16 protein-coding genes are annotated in these 16,394 nt (G+C 72.0%); 4 read left to right on the forward strand and 12 right to left on the reverse strand.

Translation table 11 applies throughout. The features are described from left to right. Positions 1-10 precede the first annotated feature (10 nt). From D9599_RS12600 to D9599_RS12625, 6 genes are all read right to left on the reverse strand, one after another. Entirely contained in the window at positions 11-877 is an 867-nt protein-coding gene (locus tag D9599_RS12600) for an amidohydrolase (protein ID WP_198381579.1), read from the reverse strand. Positions 878-884: 7 nt separating this feature from the next. Continuing rightward, complete coding sequence (locus tag D9599_RS12605; RefSeq protein ID WP_232480433.1) at positions 885-1,865, reverse strand: tripartite tricarboxylate transporter substrate binding protein; 981 nt, start codon at positions 1,863-1,865, stop codon at positions 885-887. Positions 1,866-1,921: 56 nt separating this feature from the next. Further along, on the reverse strand, positions 1,922-2,803 hold the full coding sequence (locus D9599_RS12610; RefSeq protein WP_198381580.1) for an NAD(P)-dependent oxidoreductase: 882 nt from the start codon (positions 2,801-2,803) through the stop codon (positions 1,922-1,924). A 12-nt stretch (positions 2,804-2,815) separates the two neighbouring features. Continuing rightward, positions 2,816-3,694 carry an ABC transporter substrate-binding protein gene (locus tag D9599_RS12615; RefSeq protein ID WP_198381581.1) on the reverse strand — a complete coding sequence of 293 codons (879 nt, stop codon included), beginning with the start codon at positions 3,692-3,694 and terminating at the stop codon, positions 2,816-2,818. Positions 3,695-3,814: 120 nt separating this feature from the next. Next, positions 3,815-4,822: a LysR family transcriptional regulator gene (locus D9599_RS12620; protein ID WP_198381582.1), complete on the reverse strand. Its 1,008-nt coding sequence runs from the start codon at positions 4,820-4,822 to the stop codon at positions 3,815-3,817. Further along, positions 4,819-5,787: a Gfo/Idh/MocA family protein gene (locus tag D9599_RS12625; RefSeq protein WP_198381583.1), complete on the reverse strand. Its 969-nt coding sequence runs from the start codon at positions 5,785-5,787 to the stop codon at positions 4,819-4,821. The genes D9599_RS12620 and D9599_RS12625 overlap by 4 nt, the downstream gene beginning before the upstream one ends. A gap of 143 nt (positions 5,788-5,930) precedes the next feature. Here D9599_RS12625 and secD point away from each other — a divergent pair, with 143 nt between their 5' ends. The 4 genes from secD to D9599_RS12645 all read left to right on the forward strand — a co-directional run bounded on the left by secD (position 5,931) and on the right by D9599_RS12645 (position 10,713). Beyond that, positions 5,931-7,532 carry a protein translocase subunit SecD gene (gene secD, locus D9599_RS12630; RefSeq protein ID WP_198381584.1) on the forward strand — a complete coding sequence of 534 codons (1,602 nt, stop codon included), beginning with the start codon at positions 5,931-5,933 and terminating at the stop codon, positions 7,530-7,532. A gap of 14 nt (positions 7,533-7,546) precedes the next feature. Next, positions 7,547-8,548 carry a protein translocase subunit SecF gene (gene secF / locus D9599_RS12635; protein WP_198381585.1) on the forward strand — a complete coding sequence of 334 codons (1,002 nt, stop codon included), beginning with the start codon at positions 7,547-7,549 and terminating at the stop codon, positions 8,546-8,548. After that, the gene (locus D9599_RS12640) at positions 8,545-9,510 is read left to right on the forward strand and encodes a tripartite tricarboxylate transporter substrate-binding protein (protein ID WP_198381586.1); all 966 of its coding nucleotides are present in this window, start codon (positions 8,545-8,547) and stop codon (positions 9,508-9,510) included. The genes secF and D9599_RS12640 overlap by 4 nt, the downstream gene beginning before the upstream one ends. A gap of 81 nt (positions 9,511-9,591) precedes the next feature. Continuing rightward, complete coding sequence (locus tag D9599_RS12645; protein ID WP_198381587.1) at positions 9,592-10,713, forward strand: EAL domain-containing protein; 1,122 nt, start codon at positions 9,592-9,594, stop codon at positions 10,711-10,713. Positions 10,714-10,763: 50 nt separating this feature from the next. On the opposite strand, the gene D9599_RS12650 is transcribed toward D9599_RS12645, so the two are convergent. The 6 genes from D9599_RS12650 to D9599_RS12675 all read right to left on the reverse strand — a co-directional run bounded on the left by D9599_RS12650 (position 10,764) and on the right by D9599_RS12675 (position 16,392). Beyond that, a complete protein-coding gene (locus D9599_RS12650; RefSeq protein WP_198381588.1) occupies positions 10,764-11,546 on the reverse strand; it encodes a DUF4394 domain-containing protein in 783 nt (260 codons plus the stop codon). A 104-nt stretch (positions 11,547-11,650) separates the two neighbouring features. After that, positions 11,651-12,364: an anti-sigma factor domain-containing protein gene (locus D9599_RS12655; RefSeq protein WP_198381589.1), complete on the reverse strand. Its 714-nt coding sequence runs from the start codon at positions 12,362-12,364 to the stop codon at positions 11,651-11,653. After that, the gene (locus tag D9599_RS12660; RefSeq protein WP_198381590.1) at positions 12,361-12,909 is read right to left on the reverse strand and encodes a sigma-70 family RNA polymerase sigma factor; all 549 of its coding nucleotides are present in this window, start codon (positions 12,907-12,909) and stop codon (positions 12,361-12,363) included. Before D9599_RS12660 ends, D9599_RS12655 begins: the two co-directional genes overlap by 4 nt. After that, a complete protein-coding gene (locus tag D9599_RS12665) occupies positions 12,902-14,089 on the reverse strand; it encodes an iron-containing alcohol dehydrogenase (protein ID WP_198381591.1) in 1,188 nt (395 codons plus the stop codon). Before D9599_RS12665 ends, D9599_RS12660 begins: the two co-directional genes overlap by 8 nt. 64 nt (positions 14,090-14,153) lie before the next feature. After that, positions 14,154-14,639 carry a hypothetical protein gene (locus D9599_RS12670; protein WP_198381592.1) on the reverse strand — a complete coding sequence of 162 codons (486 nt, stop codon included), beginning with the start codon at positions 14,637-14,639 and terminating at the stop codon, positions 14,154-14,156. Positions 14,640-14,646: 7 nt separating this feature from the next. Continuing rightward, positions 14,647-16,392, reverse strand: coding sequence for an amidohydrolase (locus D9599_RS12675; protein ID WP_198381593.1), 1,746 nt, complete (start codon positions 16,390-16,392; stop codon positions 14,647-14,649). Positions 16,393-16,394: the final 2 nt, after the last annotated feature.

Consider the following 16,394-nt stretch of genomic DNA (forward strand, 5'->3'; position numbering starts at 1 on the left):
GCGGTGCTCCTCAGTTCGCCCAGTAGAGGGTGTTCGGGTTGTCGATTAGGATCCTGCGGCGGTGCGTCTCGTCGGGTGCCGCGAGGCCGAGGAGGTCCACGAGGTCGCCGTCGTTCGGCATGTCGCCTGCAATGTTCGGGTGCGGGAAGTCGGTGCCCCAGAGCGTGCGGTCGGGCGCCACTTCGATCAGCTTCTGGGCGAAGGGCACGGCGTCGTGGAAGGGCGCGCCCTGGGAGGTCACGCGCTCCGGCCCGCAGACCTTCACCCAGGCGAGCGGGTTGCGCATGAGATCGAGCAGGCGGCGGAAGGGCTCCTGGTCGAGGCCGTTCTTGGCCTGCACGCGACCCATGTGGTCGATCACAAAGGGTACCTTGATGCGGGAGATGCGCGGCGCGTGCTCTACGATGTCGCCGGCGTCGAGGTGGAGGACGACGTGCCAGCCGAGCGGCTGGATGCGGTCGAGCACGCGATCGAACACGTCCAGGTCCGGCGTGCCGCCGAGGTGCTTGACGAAGTTGAAGCGCACGCCGCGCACGCCGCCCTCGTTCAGTTCCTCCAGCGCGTGGTCGGTGACGGTGCCGTCCACGATGGCGACGCCGCGATAGGCGCCGTTGCTCGAGGCGATGGCGTCAATCATCGCAGTGTTGTCGGTGCCGTGGCAGCTCGCCTGCACGATCACCGCGCGGTCGATGCCGAGAACCTTGTGCACGCGGCGAAGGTCCTCCACCGGCGCGTCGGGCGGCGTGTAGGAACGATCGGGAGCGTAGGGGAACTTATCGGCCGGGCCGAAGACGTGGCAGTGGGCGTCGCAGGAGCCCTCCGGCAGCTTCAGCTTCGGCGTCCTGGTGTTCGGATCGGGGGGCTGGCAGGTCTTCATGCTCGTCTCACTGCTTCTCAATGCCGGCGCGCTCGATCACCGCGCGCCACTTCTCGGCCTCGCTGGAAAGAAGCTGGCCGAGCTGAGCAGGGCTGTCGCCCTTCGCCTCGACGCCGGCCTCGAGCAGCTTGCTGCGCACGGCGGGATCGGCCAGGGCCGCGTTCAACTCCTTGTTCAGGCGCTCGACCACGGGCGCGGGCGTGCGGGCGGGCGCGACGACGGCGTTCCAGGAGGTGACGTCGAAGCCGGCGAGGCCGGCCTCCTGCAGGGTGGGCACATCCGGCAGGTTGGCCGCGCGGGCCGAGGAGGTGACGGCGATGGCGCGGAGCGAGCCGTCCTTAATCTGCCCCATGAGCGGGGCGACGATCTCGAAGGCGGCCGTCACGTCGTCGCGCAGCAGGCTGGTGAGCAGCGCGGGCGTGCCGGAGAAGGGCACGGTGGTCGCGTCGACCCCGGCGGTGGTCTTGAACAGCTCGGCCGCCAGGTTCTGCGTGCTGCCGACGCTGATGGTGCCGATATTCGTGTTCCGCGGGTCGCGCTTCAGGGCCGCAATCAGGTCCTGCGCGGTGCGGATGGGCGAGTTCGGCGCCACGAGGATGGCGATGGCAAAGGTGCCCATCAGGCCGACCGGTGCGAAGTCCTTGATCGGGTCGAAGGGCAGGTTGCGGAAGAGAGATTTGCTGATGGCGTGGGCGTTGGTGGCCACCATCAGCGTCGCGCCATCGGCAGGGGCGGTGAGCAGGGTCTGGCCGGCGACGATGCCGCCCGCGCCGGGGCGGTTCTCGATGACGACGGGCTGCTTGATACGCTCGGACAGCGCCGCGCCCACGGTGCGGGCCGTGAGGTCGGCCACGCCGCCCGCCGCATTGGGGACGATCAGGCGGATGGGCTTGTCGGGCAGCGATTGGGCGCGGGCGGCGCCAGGCATGGCGCCGGCCAGGGCCACGGCGCCGCCCAGACGCAGGGCGTCGCGGCGGGAAATGGACATGTGCGTTCCTTTCTTGCGGGGGCCGTGCTCTTGCGGCCGCTTCTCTTAGCGAATGATTACTCGGCCGCCTGCTTGTGGTGCATGGCGGCCGTCAGGCCATCGAGGAGCGCGTCGAGGTCGGTGGTGGCGAGTTGCTCCGGGCCCATCTCCCGCCCGCGCGCGGCCGCCCAGTCCTGGCGCTCGGCGATGGGGGCGCTGAGCAGCGGCGCGACGCCGGCCTCCTCCACCGTGCGGGCGACTTCCCGCATCTCCTCCGCCCGGCGCTTGCCGTGGATGAGGGCGCGGCTCATGACGTAGCGGGCAAGGTTGCGCCAGTTCTCGTGCGGCAGGGTGTCGGAGAGGGAGCGGAGCACGTCCTCCTCCACACCGTAGTGGCGGGCGGCGAGCATGCACTCGGTGGTCAGCGCCTCCAGCCCCTTCACCATGACGCTGCGGCACATCTTCACCGCGGAGGCGCGGCCGATCTCCGGCGAGTAGATTTTCAGGTCCATGCCGTAAGGCGCCATGAGGTCCATGAAGCCCTGCGCATCCGGCCCGCCCAGCAGGATGGGGGAGCGCAGGCCCTTGGGTGGCACGCTGGCCATCACCGCGGCCTCGACGTAGCGGCCGCCATGCGTGGCCACCGCGCGGCCGTTGGCCTGCTTCGTGGAAGGGGAGACGGAGTTCACGTCCACCACGAAGGGCGCGCGCGAGAGACCGCCCGCGAGGGACTCGGCGGCCGCAAGGGCGGAGCCGGCGGTGACGCAGACGAAAACGACGTCTGCGCCCGCCGCCGCCTCGGCGGCGCTGGCGTGGACGGTGGCGCCGAAGGCCCGGGCGCGCTCGCGCGCGGCGTCCGCCACGTCGAAGGCGTTGATGGCGCTGGCGCCGCCCGCGCGCAGGTCGCGGGCGAAGATGCCGCCGACCTCACCGAAGCCGATGATCGCGAAGCTGGTCATGGATCTCTTTCCTTATTCCACGCCGGCGGGCAGGCCGGCCCAGACATCGTCCAGCGTGAGCGGACGAGGGAGCATGTCCTGCGCCGTCATGTAGTCGAGCGCGAGCTGGATGATGGGGTTCAGGGCCGCGCGGGTGGCGGGCGGTGCGCCGCGCTCGCCCGGCCGCACTGGGGCGGCTGAGGCGCGGACCATGCGGAGGAGTTCCTGCACGAGTTCCGGGTGCATCTCGGCCAGGTCCTGGCTGACGGTCAGGAGGTGGTTCGCGGGCACGAAGCCGTGGCGTCCCCAGAAGGCCTCCGCGGCGGCCTTGGGGTCGGGGAAGACGGTGCGGAGGTTGGGGTCGTCCGGCACGTCGTTGCCGACGATCACCGCGTCGAGCGCACCGTCCCGGAGCATGGCCATCATGTCGGCGCCCTTGGGCGCGCGCTCCGCCCAGGGCGGGTCGGCGATGCCCTGGACATGGGCTTCCTCGAAGGTGATCCAGCGGCTAGCGGAGGGGGGCGGGCCGCCGTGCTCGGCGATGATCCCGCGCAGCCACATGCCGGTGGTCTGGCTATAGGCGCGGACCCCGATGCGACGGCCGGCGAGGTCGGCGGGGCCCTGAATGCTGCTGCCGGCGAGGCAGAGCATGGCGGATTCCTGGAAGCGGGCCGCGAGCACCACGGGCAGCAGCACGAGGGGGCGGCCGACGGCGCGCGCCTGGAGGAAGGTGGCGATTGCCATCTCCGAGACGTCGAAGCGCCCCTCCCGCACCATCGGCGCGAAGGCGCGGCTGATGACGGGGATATCGGCGAGGTCGAGGCGGAGGAGGTCGGAGGCGACCGCGCCCTCCTTCAGGGCGCGGGTGCGGGGATAGGTGCCGATGGCGGCGCGGAGAGTGGTGGGAACCATGGGATCAGGCTTGCCCCGTGCCGGAAAGCCCGCTTGCGCCGGTTGCCGCCATGCCCTGTTCCTCCGTTGCCGGTTCGGCCTCTGCTCGGGCCTGATCCTATAGAACGCCAGGACATATACCTACCGCGCGAGGCGCGCCGCCGTCCTATCGCTTTCCAGGGGCGAAGTATCAGCGAGAGTTATAGCGGCCAGTCCACGCTCACCGATCTCGGCGATATGGGCGCGCAGGCAGGCGATGAAAGCGAGGCCGCCCGGCGGCATGGGCCGGTCGTGCGGCAGGATGAGGCCGGCGGGGCGCGGCGGGGCGGGGGCCGGCAGGGGCACCACGCGCAGCGTGCCGCGCAGGAGGTCGCCGGCCATCATCAGGCGGGGCATGAGGGCGATCAGGTCGGTCGCGTGCAGCATCTCCCGGATGAAGCCGTAGGAGCTGGAGCGGAGCGAGGTGGCCGGGGCGAGGTCGAGGAGCGCGACGAGCCCCTCGATCTCCTGGCCGACACGCTGGCTGACAGTGGGAAGGATCAGCTCGTAGCGGCGCAGCGCCTCCGGCGTGATCTCGGGCAGGTCGAGCACGGGGTGACCGGCGCGCACGAGGACGGAGATCGGCTCCTCCCAGAGCGGCTCGCGCGGGAAGCCGTCGGGCACGGCGGGCTCGTAGAGGCGGCCGACGATGAGGTCGATCTCGCCGGCCGCGAGCTTGGGGAGAAGTTCCTCCGTCCGCCCCTGCTCCAGCCGGACGCGGATGCCCGGGTGCTCGGTGGTCAGGCGGGTGAGCGCGCCGGGAAGAACGCCCGTCGCGGCCACGGGAAGGGTTCCGATGGCCACAGTGCCGCCCCCGGGCTCAGAGAGGCGGTCCAACTCCTCGTCCAGCCGGCGCAGCTCGGCCAGGATCCGGCGGGCAGAGGTGGCGAGGAGGGTGCCGGCCTCCGTGGCGCGCACGCCGCGCGGCAAGCGGTCGAAAAGGCGCTGGCCGGTGATCTCCTCCAGGTCCTGCAGGGTGCGCGTGAGGGCGGGCTGGCTGATGCCGAGGGTGGCGGAGGCGCGCAGCAGGCTGCGCTGCACGGCGATGGCCTCCACCGCCCGGAGGTGGTGGAGCTTGAGGCGCTGGTCGAGGTAGCGCCGGAGGGTCACACGCCCGCCGCTTCGAGCGAGGCGCGGACGGCCTCCTCCACCCGCAGGGCTGCGTCGAGAGCGGCGCGGCCGGCAGCGCCGTCGGCCTCCACCGGGGCGCCGTCGAGGCAGGCGGCGGCGAAGGAGGCGTGCTCGGCTTCCAGGCTGTCGCTCTCGGCCCAGGTGGCGGTGAGGAGGCCGTGGCCGGGGATCTGCTCCAGCGGCGCCCCCTCCCCCTTCCTCACCCAGGCCATCTCCCGCTTCAGGTGGTCGAGGTTGAGGTAGCCGGCATCACCGAAGAGGCGCAGGCGCCGCTCCATGTGCAGCGAGACGCGGCTGGCGGTGATGGTGGCGGCGGCGCCGTTGCCGAAGCGGAGGCGGGCATTGGCGATGTCGATGGTGGGGGAGAGGACGCGGGTGCCGACCGCGTCCACGCCCACAAGCGGGCTGCCGGCCAGCGCCAGGGCGAGATCGAGGTCATGGATCATCAGGTCCAACACCACCGAGACGTCGAGGCTGCGGGGGCGGAAGGGAGCGATGCGGATCGCCTCCATATAGAGAGGACGGCCGACGCGGGCGGCGAGTGCGCCTTCGGCCCGCAGCGCGCGCATGCCGCCGGAGAAGCGCTCGAGCTGGCCGACCTGGAGCACCACGCCCTTGGCCTTCGCCAGGGCGATGAGGTCGTCGGCCTGCTCCAGCGTGGCGGCGATGGGTTTCTCCACCAGCACGTGGCGGCCGGCGGAGAGGGCGGCGTGAGCCAGCCCGTGGTGGAAGGCGGTGGGGGCGGCAACGATCACGGCCTGGGCGGCCTCTATCACCTGATCAGCGGAAAGGGCCGGGCAGCCGGCCTCAGCGGCGACGGCGGCGGCGCGGGCGGGGTCGGCGTCGTGCAGGCCGACGAATTCCAGGCGCGGCGCCTTCGAGGCCTTCAGCGCGTGAAAGCGGCCGAAATGACCGGCGCCAAGAATGCCCAGACGAAGACGCATGTTCAGGTTCCCTCGAACTGCGCCAGCCTGTAGCAGGGACTGTCCCGGGTTGCATCGGGGGCGGGCGGGAAGCATCTTCCGGCCCAATTTTCGTGGCATAGTGCCAGTTCTTACACACGGTTCGACGGGGGGCCGCAAAGGCCATGCTGTATTTCGCGCGGTGGAAGGTCGCCGCGATCCTGGGCGTCATCGTCCTGGGGCTGATCCTTTGCGTGCCGAACCTCGTGCCCCGCTCGGTGCTGCCGGCCTGGGCGGCCCGGCAGATCTCGCTTGGCCTCGACCTGCGCGGCGGCTCCTACCTCCTCTTGGAGGTGGACATGAACGCGGTGGTGCGGGAACGGGTGGAGAGCCTGCTGGACGCGACCCGGACGCGGCTCCGCACCGCCAATATCGGCTACGCCAACCTGGCGGGCGACCCGAACAACCGGCGGATGAGCTTCCGCGTGCGTGACCCCGCCCAGGCCGAGGCCGCGGCGGCGGCGGTCCGGGAACTGGCGAACCCGGTGCCCGTGCGCGGCTCCGCGACGGCGACCGAGCCGGACATCGCGGTGACGACGGCCCCGGACGGGACCGTGACGGCCACCCTCTCCGACGCGGCGCTGGTTGCGCGCGGAAGCGGGGCGGTGGAGCAGTCGCTCGAGATCGTGCGGCGGCGCATCGACGAGACCGGCGTTTCCGAGGCGCTGATCGCGCGCCAGGGGCAAAACCGCATCCTCGTGCAGCTTCCCGGCGTCGAGGATCCGAACCGGATCAAGGACCTGCTGGGCCGCACCGCCCGCATGACCTTCCACCTGCTGGACGAGAACGCGAATCCCGCGGCCGGCGCCCCGCCGCCGGGGGTGCAGTTCCTCCAGGGCGAGGAGCGCGGCGGGCAGGCCCCCAGCCGCTACGCCGTGCGGCGCCGGGTGGAGGTGGACGGAGCCAACCTCTCCGACGCGCGGGCCGGGCAGGACAGCCGGAACAACGAGTGGGTCGTGAACTTCACCTTCGATTCCGTCGGCACCCGCCGCTTCGCGGAGGTGACCCGCCAGAACGTGGGCCGGCCCTTCGCCATCGTGCTGGACGACAAGGTGATCACCGCGCCGGTGATCCGCGAGCCCATCACGGGCGGGCGCGGACAGATCAGCGGCAGCTTCAACGCGCGCACCGCCAACGACGTGGCCGTGCTGCTGCGCGCCGGCGCCCTGCCCGCCCCGCTGACGGTGGTGGAGGAGCGGACGGTCGGGCCGGAGCTGGGAGCGGACGCCATTCGGGCGGGCATGCTCTCGCTCGCGGCGGGCGCACTCTTCGTGTTCCTCTACATGGGCTTGGCCTATGGGCTGCTCGGCTGGTTCGCGAACATCGCCCTTCTGATCAACATCCTTCTGATGATTGCGGCGCTTTCCCTGCTGCAGGCGACGCTGACGCTGCCAGGTATCGCGGGCATCGTGCTGACGCTGGGCACGGCGCTGGACGCGAACATCCTCATCAACGAGCGCATCCGCGAGGAGACGCGCGCCGGGCGGACGCCGATCCAGGCGCTGGAGGCAGGGTTCACCAAGGCCTCCGGCACCATTATGGACAGCAACCTGACGAATCTCATCGCCATGGCCTGCCTCTACGCCTTCGGCTCCGGGCCGGTGAAGGGCTTCGCCGTGACGGTAGCGATCGGCACGGTGGTGCAGATGTGGACGGCGACCACCCTCGTCCGCCTGATCGTCTCCTGGTGGTACCGCGCGACCCGTCCGCGCGTGCTGCCGGTCTGAGAGGGGATAGAACCATGCTCGGCTTTCTTCGCCGCCCCCTCTTCCGGCTCGTGCCGGACGACACGCGGATTCAGTTCATGCGGGGGCGGATCGCGGGGCTCGTCGTCTCCGCGGTCCTCTCCACCGCCTCGGTGGTGCTGGCCATCTATCCCGGGCTCGAGAAGGGCATCGACTTCAAGGGCGGCATTGTGATGGAGGCCCGCACGCCGGGCCCTGCCGATCTCGGGCAGCTTCGCGGCGCCGTCACGGGGCTGGGCCTCGGCGATGTCGGGACGCAGGAGTTCGGCGACGCCTCCACCGTCCTCATCCGCCTGCCCGTGCAGGGGGAGGAGGCGGCGACGCAGCAGGCGGTTTCCCGCGTGCGCGGCGCGCTGGAGGCGGCGGCCCCCGGCACGCGCATCCTGCGGACGGAGGCGGTGGGCAACCGCGTCTCGGACGAGTTGTTCCAGGGCGGGCTGATCGCGCTGGCGATCTCGCTCGGCGCGATGCTCGTCTACATCTGGTTCCGCTTCGAATGGCAGTTCGCGGTGGGGGCCATTGTGACGCTCATCCTCGACACGACGAAGGTGGTGGGCTTCCTCGCCGTCACGCGGATCGAGTTCAACCTGACGACCATCGCGGCGATCCTGACGATCATCGGCTTCTCGGCCAACGACAAGGTCGTGGTCTATGACCGGATGCGGGAGAACCTCCGCAAGTTCAAGACGATGCCGCTGCGCGAGCTGATCGACCGCTCGATCAACGAGACGCTGAACCGCACCCTCGGCACCTCCATGACGCTGTTCCTCTCGGCGCTGCCGCTGGCGCTGTTCGGGGGGGAGACGCTGGCAGGCTTCGCCTGGGTGATGCTCTTCGGCATCGTCGTCTCTGCCTCCTCCTCGATCTTCATCGCGGCGCCGATCCTGCTCTTCCTGGGCGAGAACCGGCTGCGGCGCGGAACCGAGGCGGTGGCGAAGGCGGCCCCGGCCCGGCCCGCGCGCGCGGCGGGCGGGACTGTCGCGGAGCCGCGGGGGTGATCCGCCGCCGCTCGATCCTCGGGGGGGCGGCCCTGCTCGCGGTGCCCGGCGCGGCGCGAGCGCAACTCCCCACGCCCTATGTCGCGCCCGGCGGGCGGTCCCGCAGCATGACGCTGCTGGTGGGGGCGGAGGGGGGAAGCGGCGCGGACCTCTGGGTGCGCGGCTTCGCGCCCTTTCTGGAGCGGCACATCAAGGAGGTGCAGGTCTCCGTCGTGAACCGCCCCGGGGAGGGTGGGCTGGCGGCGCTGCGGGAACTCACGGGCTCGCCGACGAACGGTTCCGTCCTCGCCTATGCGCCGACACCTTTCCTCGTCGCCCGGATGGTAGAGCGGCGGGCGACCGGCATACTCGACAAGCTGCGGCTGATGGGCGCGGTGACGGAGGAGCCGGTGGCGCTGGTTGCGGCGCCCGGCACGGAGCTTTCCACGCTGCGCTCTCCGGGGAGCAACCGGCCGCTTGGCCTGCCGCCGCCGGTCAGCGCGGGCTCGATCATGGCGGTGGAGCTGGCGCAGTTCCTGCCGATGGAGCAGTTGCACTTCCCCTCCGCCTCGGCCGCGCGGCAGGCGGCGGCGTCGGGGAACGTGGCGGCGGCGCTGGTGAACGTGCCGGACGCCGTGGTGGCGGCGCGGGAGGGGCGGCTGGCCGTGCTCGCCATCGCCGCTGCCGCGCGGCACCCGCAATTGCCGGACGTGCCGACGCTGCGCGAGGAGGGGATCGCGCTGGACGCGGCGCTGCGCCGGGGCATCGCCGTGCCCGCGGGCATCGAGGAGCGGCCGGCGGCGCATATCGCCCGCGCGCTGCGGGCGGCCGCGGCGGACCCGGAATTCCTGGCGCAGGCGGAGTGGCGGGCAGTGCTGCCGCGCTTCCGGGACGAGGCGGAATGGGGTGCGATCGTCCGGCAGGACCTGGTGGAGTTGCGGACGCGCTGGGAAACCGCTCCCTGGCAGGTGGTCGGCGGCTGAGATCCTGGTTTAAACGTGTTGAGGCCGCCGGCCCCGTCCGCGCCAGGGAAAACGTCAGAGGGACCGGTCGGTGAGCGCGCGATGATACCCCGAGCCCCTGACGGCGAGATCCTCGCGGTGCAACTGAGCCCGCCGCTGCTTCAGCTCGTGCAAGCGGGCCTGCGGCGGATCGGCGCCGCGCCCGCTTGCGTGGTCGTGGCAAAAGAGGCGCTTCGCCGCATGATCGGGCCTGGGCAGCCGCCGTTGGGACTGCTCCTCGAGACTCCGCCGGACCTGCTGGGCGGGGAGGCACTGCGCGTGCTGGCGGAGGATCCTTTCGGCGAGACCCGTGTCCTTCTCCTCGGCGTAGGGGGGCTGAACGAGGAGGCAGACATCATGGCTGCCCTGCGCCACCTGACTGGCCGACGGGAGCCTGGCGAGGCGGCGGAGGTGGCGGCGCTGCGCCTTGGCCTCGCGCGGGGCGAGGTGGCCATGCGCTACCAGCCAATCGTGCGGCTGTCGGACCGCGCGCCCGTCGGCGTGGAAGGGCTGGTGCGCTGGCTGCGTCCGGACGGGCACGATGGAGCAACGCCGCTTGGGCCGGATTCCTTCATCCCGATGGCTGAGCGCGGCGGTCTCTCGGTGCCCGTCGCCCGCGCCGTGGGGCAGATGGCGGCGGAGGAGATGCATGCGCTGCGCCCGGCGCTCCGCCTGCCCGTCTCGATCAACCTGCCGCTGGGGGTACTGGTGCGCCGCGATACCGTGCCCTGGCTGGCGCGCGTGCTGCGGAAGGACGGAATGCGGCCGGAAGCGCTGACCATCGAGCTGACCGAGACGACGCCGGTGCGGGACCTGATCGCCCTGCACCGCGCCGTGGTGCGGCTGCGGGAGGCGGGGCACGCGGTCTGGATCGACGACATGACGCTCGACCGGCGGGACGTGCTGCTGGACCTGCCCTTCTCCGGCCTGAAGCTGGACCGGCAGCTGGTGGCAGCGATGCCGTCGAGCCATCGGGCTCGCTCCGAAGTGGACCGGCTGATGAGCATGGCCCGGGCCCGCGGGATGCTGGTGACAGCGGAGGGGGTAGCCGACCAGGCGCTCTGGCGGTTGCTGAAGGCTTTCGGAGTGGACCACGCCCAGGGCTTCGCCATCGGCCGGCCCCTGCCGGCGGGGGCGCTGCCGGCCTGGGCTTCCGTCTGGCGCGCGGCGGCGCGGCGGGGCTAGCGGGCGACCCCGAGGAGTTGTCGTCCTCCCCGGGGCCGCCCCTGCGCGGCTCAGCGCATGGCCGCGATGTCGATCACCTCGTCCGCACCGCGCACGGGGCCGAGCGCGGTGGAGCTGCCGTTCTCGAGATTGACCGTGTGGAGAACGCCGCTCGCGAGAAGATAGGCGGTGTTCGTCGATCCCTCCGCGAGGATGTCGAGGGCGGCGGTGCCGGGCACGCCGTTGCCGATGCGGCCGCGCACCTGCTGCACCCCGTCGTTCGGCGGCGCCTGGAGGTTGAGCTGGCCGAGGACGCTGTCGATGGTCAGGAGCATCGTGGCGGTCGCACCCGCCATGCTGTTGGTGTAGGCGCCAGCGGTGACGCGCGGCACGGTCTCCGCGAGCGGCGTGCCGGGCCCGTACTTCAGCTGGCCATCGCGGACCACGGCGCCGGTCTCGACATTGACGCGGAAGTTGGTGCCGTTGGCGCCCATGAGGCGCAGGCGGTCGGCGACGGGGTTGAAGTCCACCACCGCCCGTCCGCCGGATTCGAAGGCCTCGGAGAGCTGGCTGACCTTTGTGGCAGCGCCGGTCGTCGGGTCGATGGTAACGATCGCGCCCCTGTCGGTGACGCCGTAGAGCTTGCCGTCGGCCGGGCGCACGTCGATGCCGAGAAGGGCGCCATCCGCCCCGCGCACGCGGACCGGGCTGGAGGCGCGGCGCGCTTCGGCGTCGATGCGGACCAGGCTGCCCTCGGCGGTGAGGCCGATGAGGGTGGCCGCACCGGCTTCGGCCGTGGCAAGGCCAAGGAAGGCGGCACCGGCGAGAGCGAGGCGGCGGAGGCTGTGCGTCATGGATCGCTCCTTGAGTTGAGGCGAGGTGTCCGGCCTCGCCTCCGCCTTACGGAGCGTTCATGCGGCTGGACGCAGCCGCAACGATCACAGGGGCGCGAGGCCCATCAGGTGCCGGTCGCGGGGGCGAGGCGGCCGATGAAGAGAATCGGGCCGGTCGGACGGCCGGTGGGCGAGCCGCCCGGGGGTTCAAGGGTAATCTCGATGAGCATGCCCGGCTCGGGGCGCACGATGCCGGGGGCAATGCGGGTTTGGCCGCTCCCAGGGATCAGGCCGAGGGAGGTGGGTGCGGTGGCGCCGGGCGGCAGGGCCCAGAGCTGCTGGACGCGGCCGGCTTCCACGGGGCGCGGGTTGAGGCTGGCGAGACGCAGGCCGCCGCCCTCGGCCTCCACGAGCCAAGCGGGCTGGTCGCGGCTGGTGAGGAGGACAGTCATCATCCGCGGCGGATCCGCGGGGCGGAGGAAGAGGATGGCGGCGAGGCCCGCGGCAACCGCGGTGGCGCCGATGGACCAGGTCTTCCAGAAGCGGTCCGGCCGGGCCGGCGCGGCGCCACCCACAACCGCGCGCAGCGGCACGACCTGCGCGGGGGCGCGCTTGGCGACGGAGGCCTCGATGCGGTTCCAGAGGTCGTCGGGCGGGGCAGCGGGAGGGGCGAGGCCGGCGAGCGGGGCAAGGCGGGCCTCCCAGCGAGCGACCGCCTCGCGCAGCGCGGCGTCCACAGGAAGGGCGCGGTTCACCTCGGCGGCCTCCCGCGCGTCGAGGGTGCCGAGGACGTGCTCGGCGGCCAGGGCGTCGAGGGCTTCGGGATCGGAGGGGATCACGCGAGGCATCCCTTCAGCCGCGCGAGGCCGCGGCGGATCCAGGCCTTCACCGTACCGAGCGGCAGGTCCAGCCGGGCCGCGATCTGGGCGTGGGAGAGGCCGTGGACGAAGGCGAGGAGAATGCCCTGGCGGTTGCGTGACTCGAGCGCGTTAAGGCATTCGCGGAGGCGGTCGGCCTCTTGCGTCTCCAGCAGGCGATCCAGCGCCTCGGGCGCCACGGCGGCGTCGCCAAGGGCAGGGTCGTCGGTCGGTGTCTCGCGGCCGCGGGCGCGGGCGAGATCGAGGGCGGCGTGGCGGACGATGGCGGTGAGCCAGGCGCCGGCCTCGCCGCGCGCGGGGTCGAACTGGGCGGCGCGGGCGGCGATCTTCAGGACGGCGTCGTGCAGCGCGTCGGCCGCCGCGTCGCGGTCGCGCAGGATGGCCATGGCCACGCCGAAGAGGCGCGAGGCCTGCGCGTCGTAGAGGCGGCGCAGGGCGCCGGCCTCACCATCGGCGACGCCGCGGATCATGCCGGCAGCGTCGAGCGTCATGCTGGTGTCAGGCATAGGCCTCACGGTAGAGGGCGACGATCTCCGGGGCATCGGGGACGCGGGGATTGTTGGCGGGGCTGCCGGAGGCGATGGCCTGGGCGGCCATGGTTTCCAGCAGCCCATCCCAGCGGGCGGGGTCGATGCCGTGGGCGGCGGGGGTGGGGACGGAAAGGTCGCGATTCAGCGCTTCCAGCTCATCCACCAAGCGGGCGGCGGCGGTCTCGTCCCCCTCCCCTTCTCCGGCGACGCCCATGATACGCGCGGCCTCGGCGTAGCGCGGCAGGGCGGATTGCAGGCCGAAGCGGGTGACGGCGGGCAGGAGCATGGCGTTGGACAGGCCGTGCGGCACGTGGAAATGGGCGCCGATAGGGCGGGACATGCCGTGCACGAGGGCGACGGAGGCGTTGGAGAAGGCGAGGCCGGCGAGCATGGCGCCGCGCATCATCGCCTCCCGTGCCTCCTCGTCGCGCGGGCCGTTGCCGCCGCGCTGCGCATCGGCATAGGCGCGGCGGAGGTTGGGCGCGATGAGGCGCATGGCAAGGCGCGCATAGTCATCGCTGAAGGCGTTGGCGCGGCGGCTGACGAAGGCCTCCAACGCGTGGGTGAGGCTGTCCACGCCCGTATCGGCGACCGTGCGGGCGGGGACGGTCCAGGTCAGCTCGTGGTCCACGATGGCGGCGAGCGGGAGGGCACCGAGGCCCGCGATGAGCATCTTCTCGTCGCGCTCGGTGTCGGTGATGACGGTGAAGCGCGTCGCCTCGCTGCCGGTGCCGGCGGTGGTGGGGATGCAGATGACGGGCACGGCGCCGCTATTGGCCTGGGCGGGCGCCTTGTAGGCGCGGATATGCGTGCCCTCCGGCGCCGCGGCGAGGATGGCGACCGCCTTGGCCGTGTCCATCGGGCTGCCGCCGCCGAAGCCGATGAGGCAATCGTAGTCGCCCGCCTTGAAGGCCGCGACGCCCGCCTCGACCACGGTGTCGGTGGGATCGGGGACGGTCTCGCTGAAGACGGCCGGGGCGAGGCCGGCGGCGCGGAGGGGAGCGAGGCAGCGCTCCACCGTGCCTGATGACGCCATCCAGGGGTCGGTGACGACGAGGGGGCGGGAGAGGCCGAGCTGAGCCAGGACCTCCGCCACCCTGGAGACAGAGCCGCCGCCCGAGAGGATCAGGCGCGGGGCGACGAGCGTGACGAGCATGGGCGGACGTTCCCCTTGTTTGGGGCGCATCATGCGGTCGCCGCGCGGCTCCGTAAACGGCGGGTCAGGTGGTTGGCGGGTTCGGCGCCTCGCCGGGCTGCCAGATGGCGTCGAGAAGCCTGGCGTGGCTGGACAGACCAGGAACGGGGCCAGGTTCCTCGCCGAGCGACAGCCGGCCCCGGACGGTGACGGGGCGCATGGGGTGGTCGATATCAACGCCCGCGGCCCGAAGATGGACGACCACGATGTCGTCCGGCCAGCTGAGCGAGGGCGCGCAGAAGGGGCAGTCGGGCATCGGACCCTGGGAGAGCACGAAGTAGTCGGCTTCCGGCAGCATGGGCGGCGTCATGTAGCCGCACATCTCCACGATCTCGCCGGCCTGCGCCGCGGCGGCGCCAATCTCGATGCCGAGAAGGCCGCTGAGGGCGAAGAGATCCTCCCAGGCGACGGGTTCGGCGGGGGCGGCGTCCCAATCGCCCCTGGAGGCGGCGCCGAGCACGCCGTGCGCGCGGAGCGGCTGGCGCGGCGTGCGGGTGAGGAGGAAGTCCACCGCCCGCTCAGGCCTCGTGCAGGATGCGGCCGTCCACCATCGTCAGCCGGCTGCGGAGATCGCGGATCCGGTCCTCGGGCACGGTGAGGTAATCATCGGAGAGCACGACGAGGTCGGCGAGCTTGCCGGGCTCGATGGAGCCGGCGCGGTCGTCCATGAAGTCCACGTCCGCGCTGCCCATAGTGTAGAGGCGGAGCGCCTGCTGGCGAGAGACGGCCATTTCCGGCCCGAGGGGTTCGGTGATGCGGCCGCGGATCTCCACCTTGCGGGTGACGAGCCACCAGAGCGCGACATAGGGGTTCCAGTGCGCGACGGGCGCATCGGTGCCGGCGCCAGCGGGGATGCCGCGGTCGAGCACGGCCTTGGTAGGCGTGCACCAGGCGGCGCGCTCCTGGCCCCAGTAGCGCAGCATGTTGTTGGCCAGGCGCACGGACTGGTCCTGCACGGTGACACGAATGCCAAGCTTTTTCATACGATCGAGCGAGGCCGGCTTGGACAGCATGATGTGCATCGCGGCCCAGCGGAGGTCGGCGATGGGATGATCCTGCGCGACCTTCTCCCAGAGGTCGAGCACGTGGTCCGTGGTGGCGTCGCCGACCATGTGGACCTGGAACTGCCAGCCGCGGCTGGCGGCGAGGCGGAACATCTCCAGCGCCTCCGCGTCGCCGCCGGCGGGACCGAGCAGCTTGCCGCGAAAGGCAGGATCGGTCTGCTCGCCCTCGACGATCTGGTAGGGGTCGTAGGTCCAGGCGCCCTCCACGCCGCCGTCGTAGAGATACTTGAAGCCGCCGACGCGGAGCCAGTCGTCGCCAAAGTTGGGGGCCATGACGGCGGAGCGGGCGCGCACGTCGGCCAGCCCCGTCGCCCGCTGCATGATGCGGACGCGGTGCTTCATGCCGCCCATGCGCCAGAGGTCCATATAGGCGCCGATCTCCTCGGGCGTCGCGCCCGGCTCGGTGGAGGCGGTGACGCCGAGGCCGGTGAGCACGGTGCTGAAGCGCGCCAGGCCTTCGGTGAGCTTTTCCCGCGACATGACGGGTAGGAGGCGGCGGACGAGGTTCATCGCCGGGCCTTCGATGAGGAAGCCGGTGGGCTCGCCCCCATCGCCGCGCACGATCACGCCGCCGCGCGGGTCTTGCGTGTCGCGCGTGATGTTGGCGAGCTTGAGGGCGGCCGAGTTGACGACGGCGACGTGGCCGCCGCGCGGGATGTAGACGGGGTGGTCGGGCGAGATGCGGTCCAGCTCCTGCCGGGTCGGCATCCGCCCTTCGGCGATCTGGCCCTCGTGCCAGCCGGAAGAGGCGATCACCCACTCGCCCGGTGGCGTGATGGCCACGCGCTCGGCCAGGGCGCGGAGCACGGCGTCGAGATTGCGCGCGTCCTCGAGCGCGACGTTGAAGATGTCCCGCGCGGCGCCGAGCGTGTGCAGGTGGCTGTCGCGCAGGCCGGGGATGACCGTCGCGCCCCGCAGGTCGATGACGCGGGTGCGGGCATTGGCGAGCGCCATGACGGCCGCATCGCTTCCGACCGCGAGGATGCGGTTGCCGGCAACGGCGACGGCCTGGGCAGTATCGAAGCCGGCGTTGACCGTCAGCACCTGCGCGTTGCGGAGGATGATATCGGCGGGGACGATCGGATCGGCCGCCCGGCCCTCACCTGGAAGGAAGGTGAGGCCGACGGTCGCCAGGGCGCTGGAAACCAGTTGCCGGCGCTTCTGGGCGAACCAACCCTCGCGCGTTTCCCGATCCCGCATCG

The sequence above is a fragment of the Roseomonas sp. KE2513 genome, assembly GCF_016107305.1.
Taxonomy (GTDB): Bacteria; Pseudomonadota; Alphaproteobacteria; order Acetobacterales; family Acetobacteraceae; genus Roseomonas.

Excerpts from the sequence above, each read along its gene's own strand:
- D9599_RS12660 (WP_198381590.1), bottom strand. The coding sequence starts at position 12,909 with ATGCCTGACACCAGCATGACGCTCGACGCTGCCGGCATGATCCGCGGC.
- D9599_RS12675 (WP_198381593.1), bottom strand. The coding sequence starts at position 16,392 with ATGCGGGATCGGGAAACGCGCGAGGGTTGGTTCGCCCAGAAGCGCCGG.
- secF (WP_198381585.1), top strand. The coding sequence starts at position 7,547 with ATGCTCGGCTTTCTTCGCCGCCCCCTCTTCCGGCTCGTGCCGGACGAC.
- D9599_RS12610 (WP_198381580.1), bottom strand. The coding sequence starts at position 2,803 with ATGACCAGCTTCGCGATCATCGGCTTCGGTGAGGTCGGCGGCATCTTC.
- secD (WP_198381584.1), top strand. The coding sequence starts at position 5,931 with ATGCTGTATTTCGCGCGGTGGAAGGTCGCCGCGATCCTGGGCGTCATC.
- D9599_RS12605 (WP_232480433.1), bottom strand. The coding sequence starts at position 1,865 with ATGTCCATTTCCCGCCGCGACGCCCTGCGTCTGGGCGGCGCCGTGGCC.
- D9599_RS12600 (WP_198381579.1), bottom strand. The coding sequence starts at position 877 with ATGAAGACCTGCCAGCCCCCCGATCCGAACACCAGGACGCCGAAGCTG.
- D9599_RS12645 (WP_198381587.1), top strand. The coding sequence starts at position 9,592 with ATGATACCCCGAGCCCCTGACGGCGAGATCCTCGCGGTGCAACTGAGC.
- D9599_RS12665 (WP_198381591.1), bottom strand. The coding sequence starts at position 14,089 with ATGCTCGTCACGCTCGTCGCCCCGCGCCTGATCCTCTCGGGCGGCGGC.
- D9599_RS12615 (WP_198381581.1), bottom strand. The coding sequence starts at position 3,694 with ATGGTTCCCACCACTCTCCGCGCCGCCATCGGCACCTATCCCCGCACC.
- D9599_RS12625 (WP_198381583.1), bottom strand. The coding sequence starts at position 5,787 with ATGCGTCTTCGTCTGGGCATTCTTGGCGCCGGTCATTTCGGCCGCTTT.
- D9599_RS12650 (WP_198381588.1), bottom strand. The coding sequence starts at position 11,546 with ATGACGCACAGCCTCCGCCGCCTCGCTCTCGCCGGTGCCGCCTTCCTT.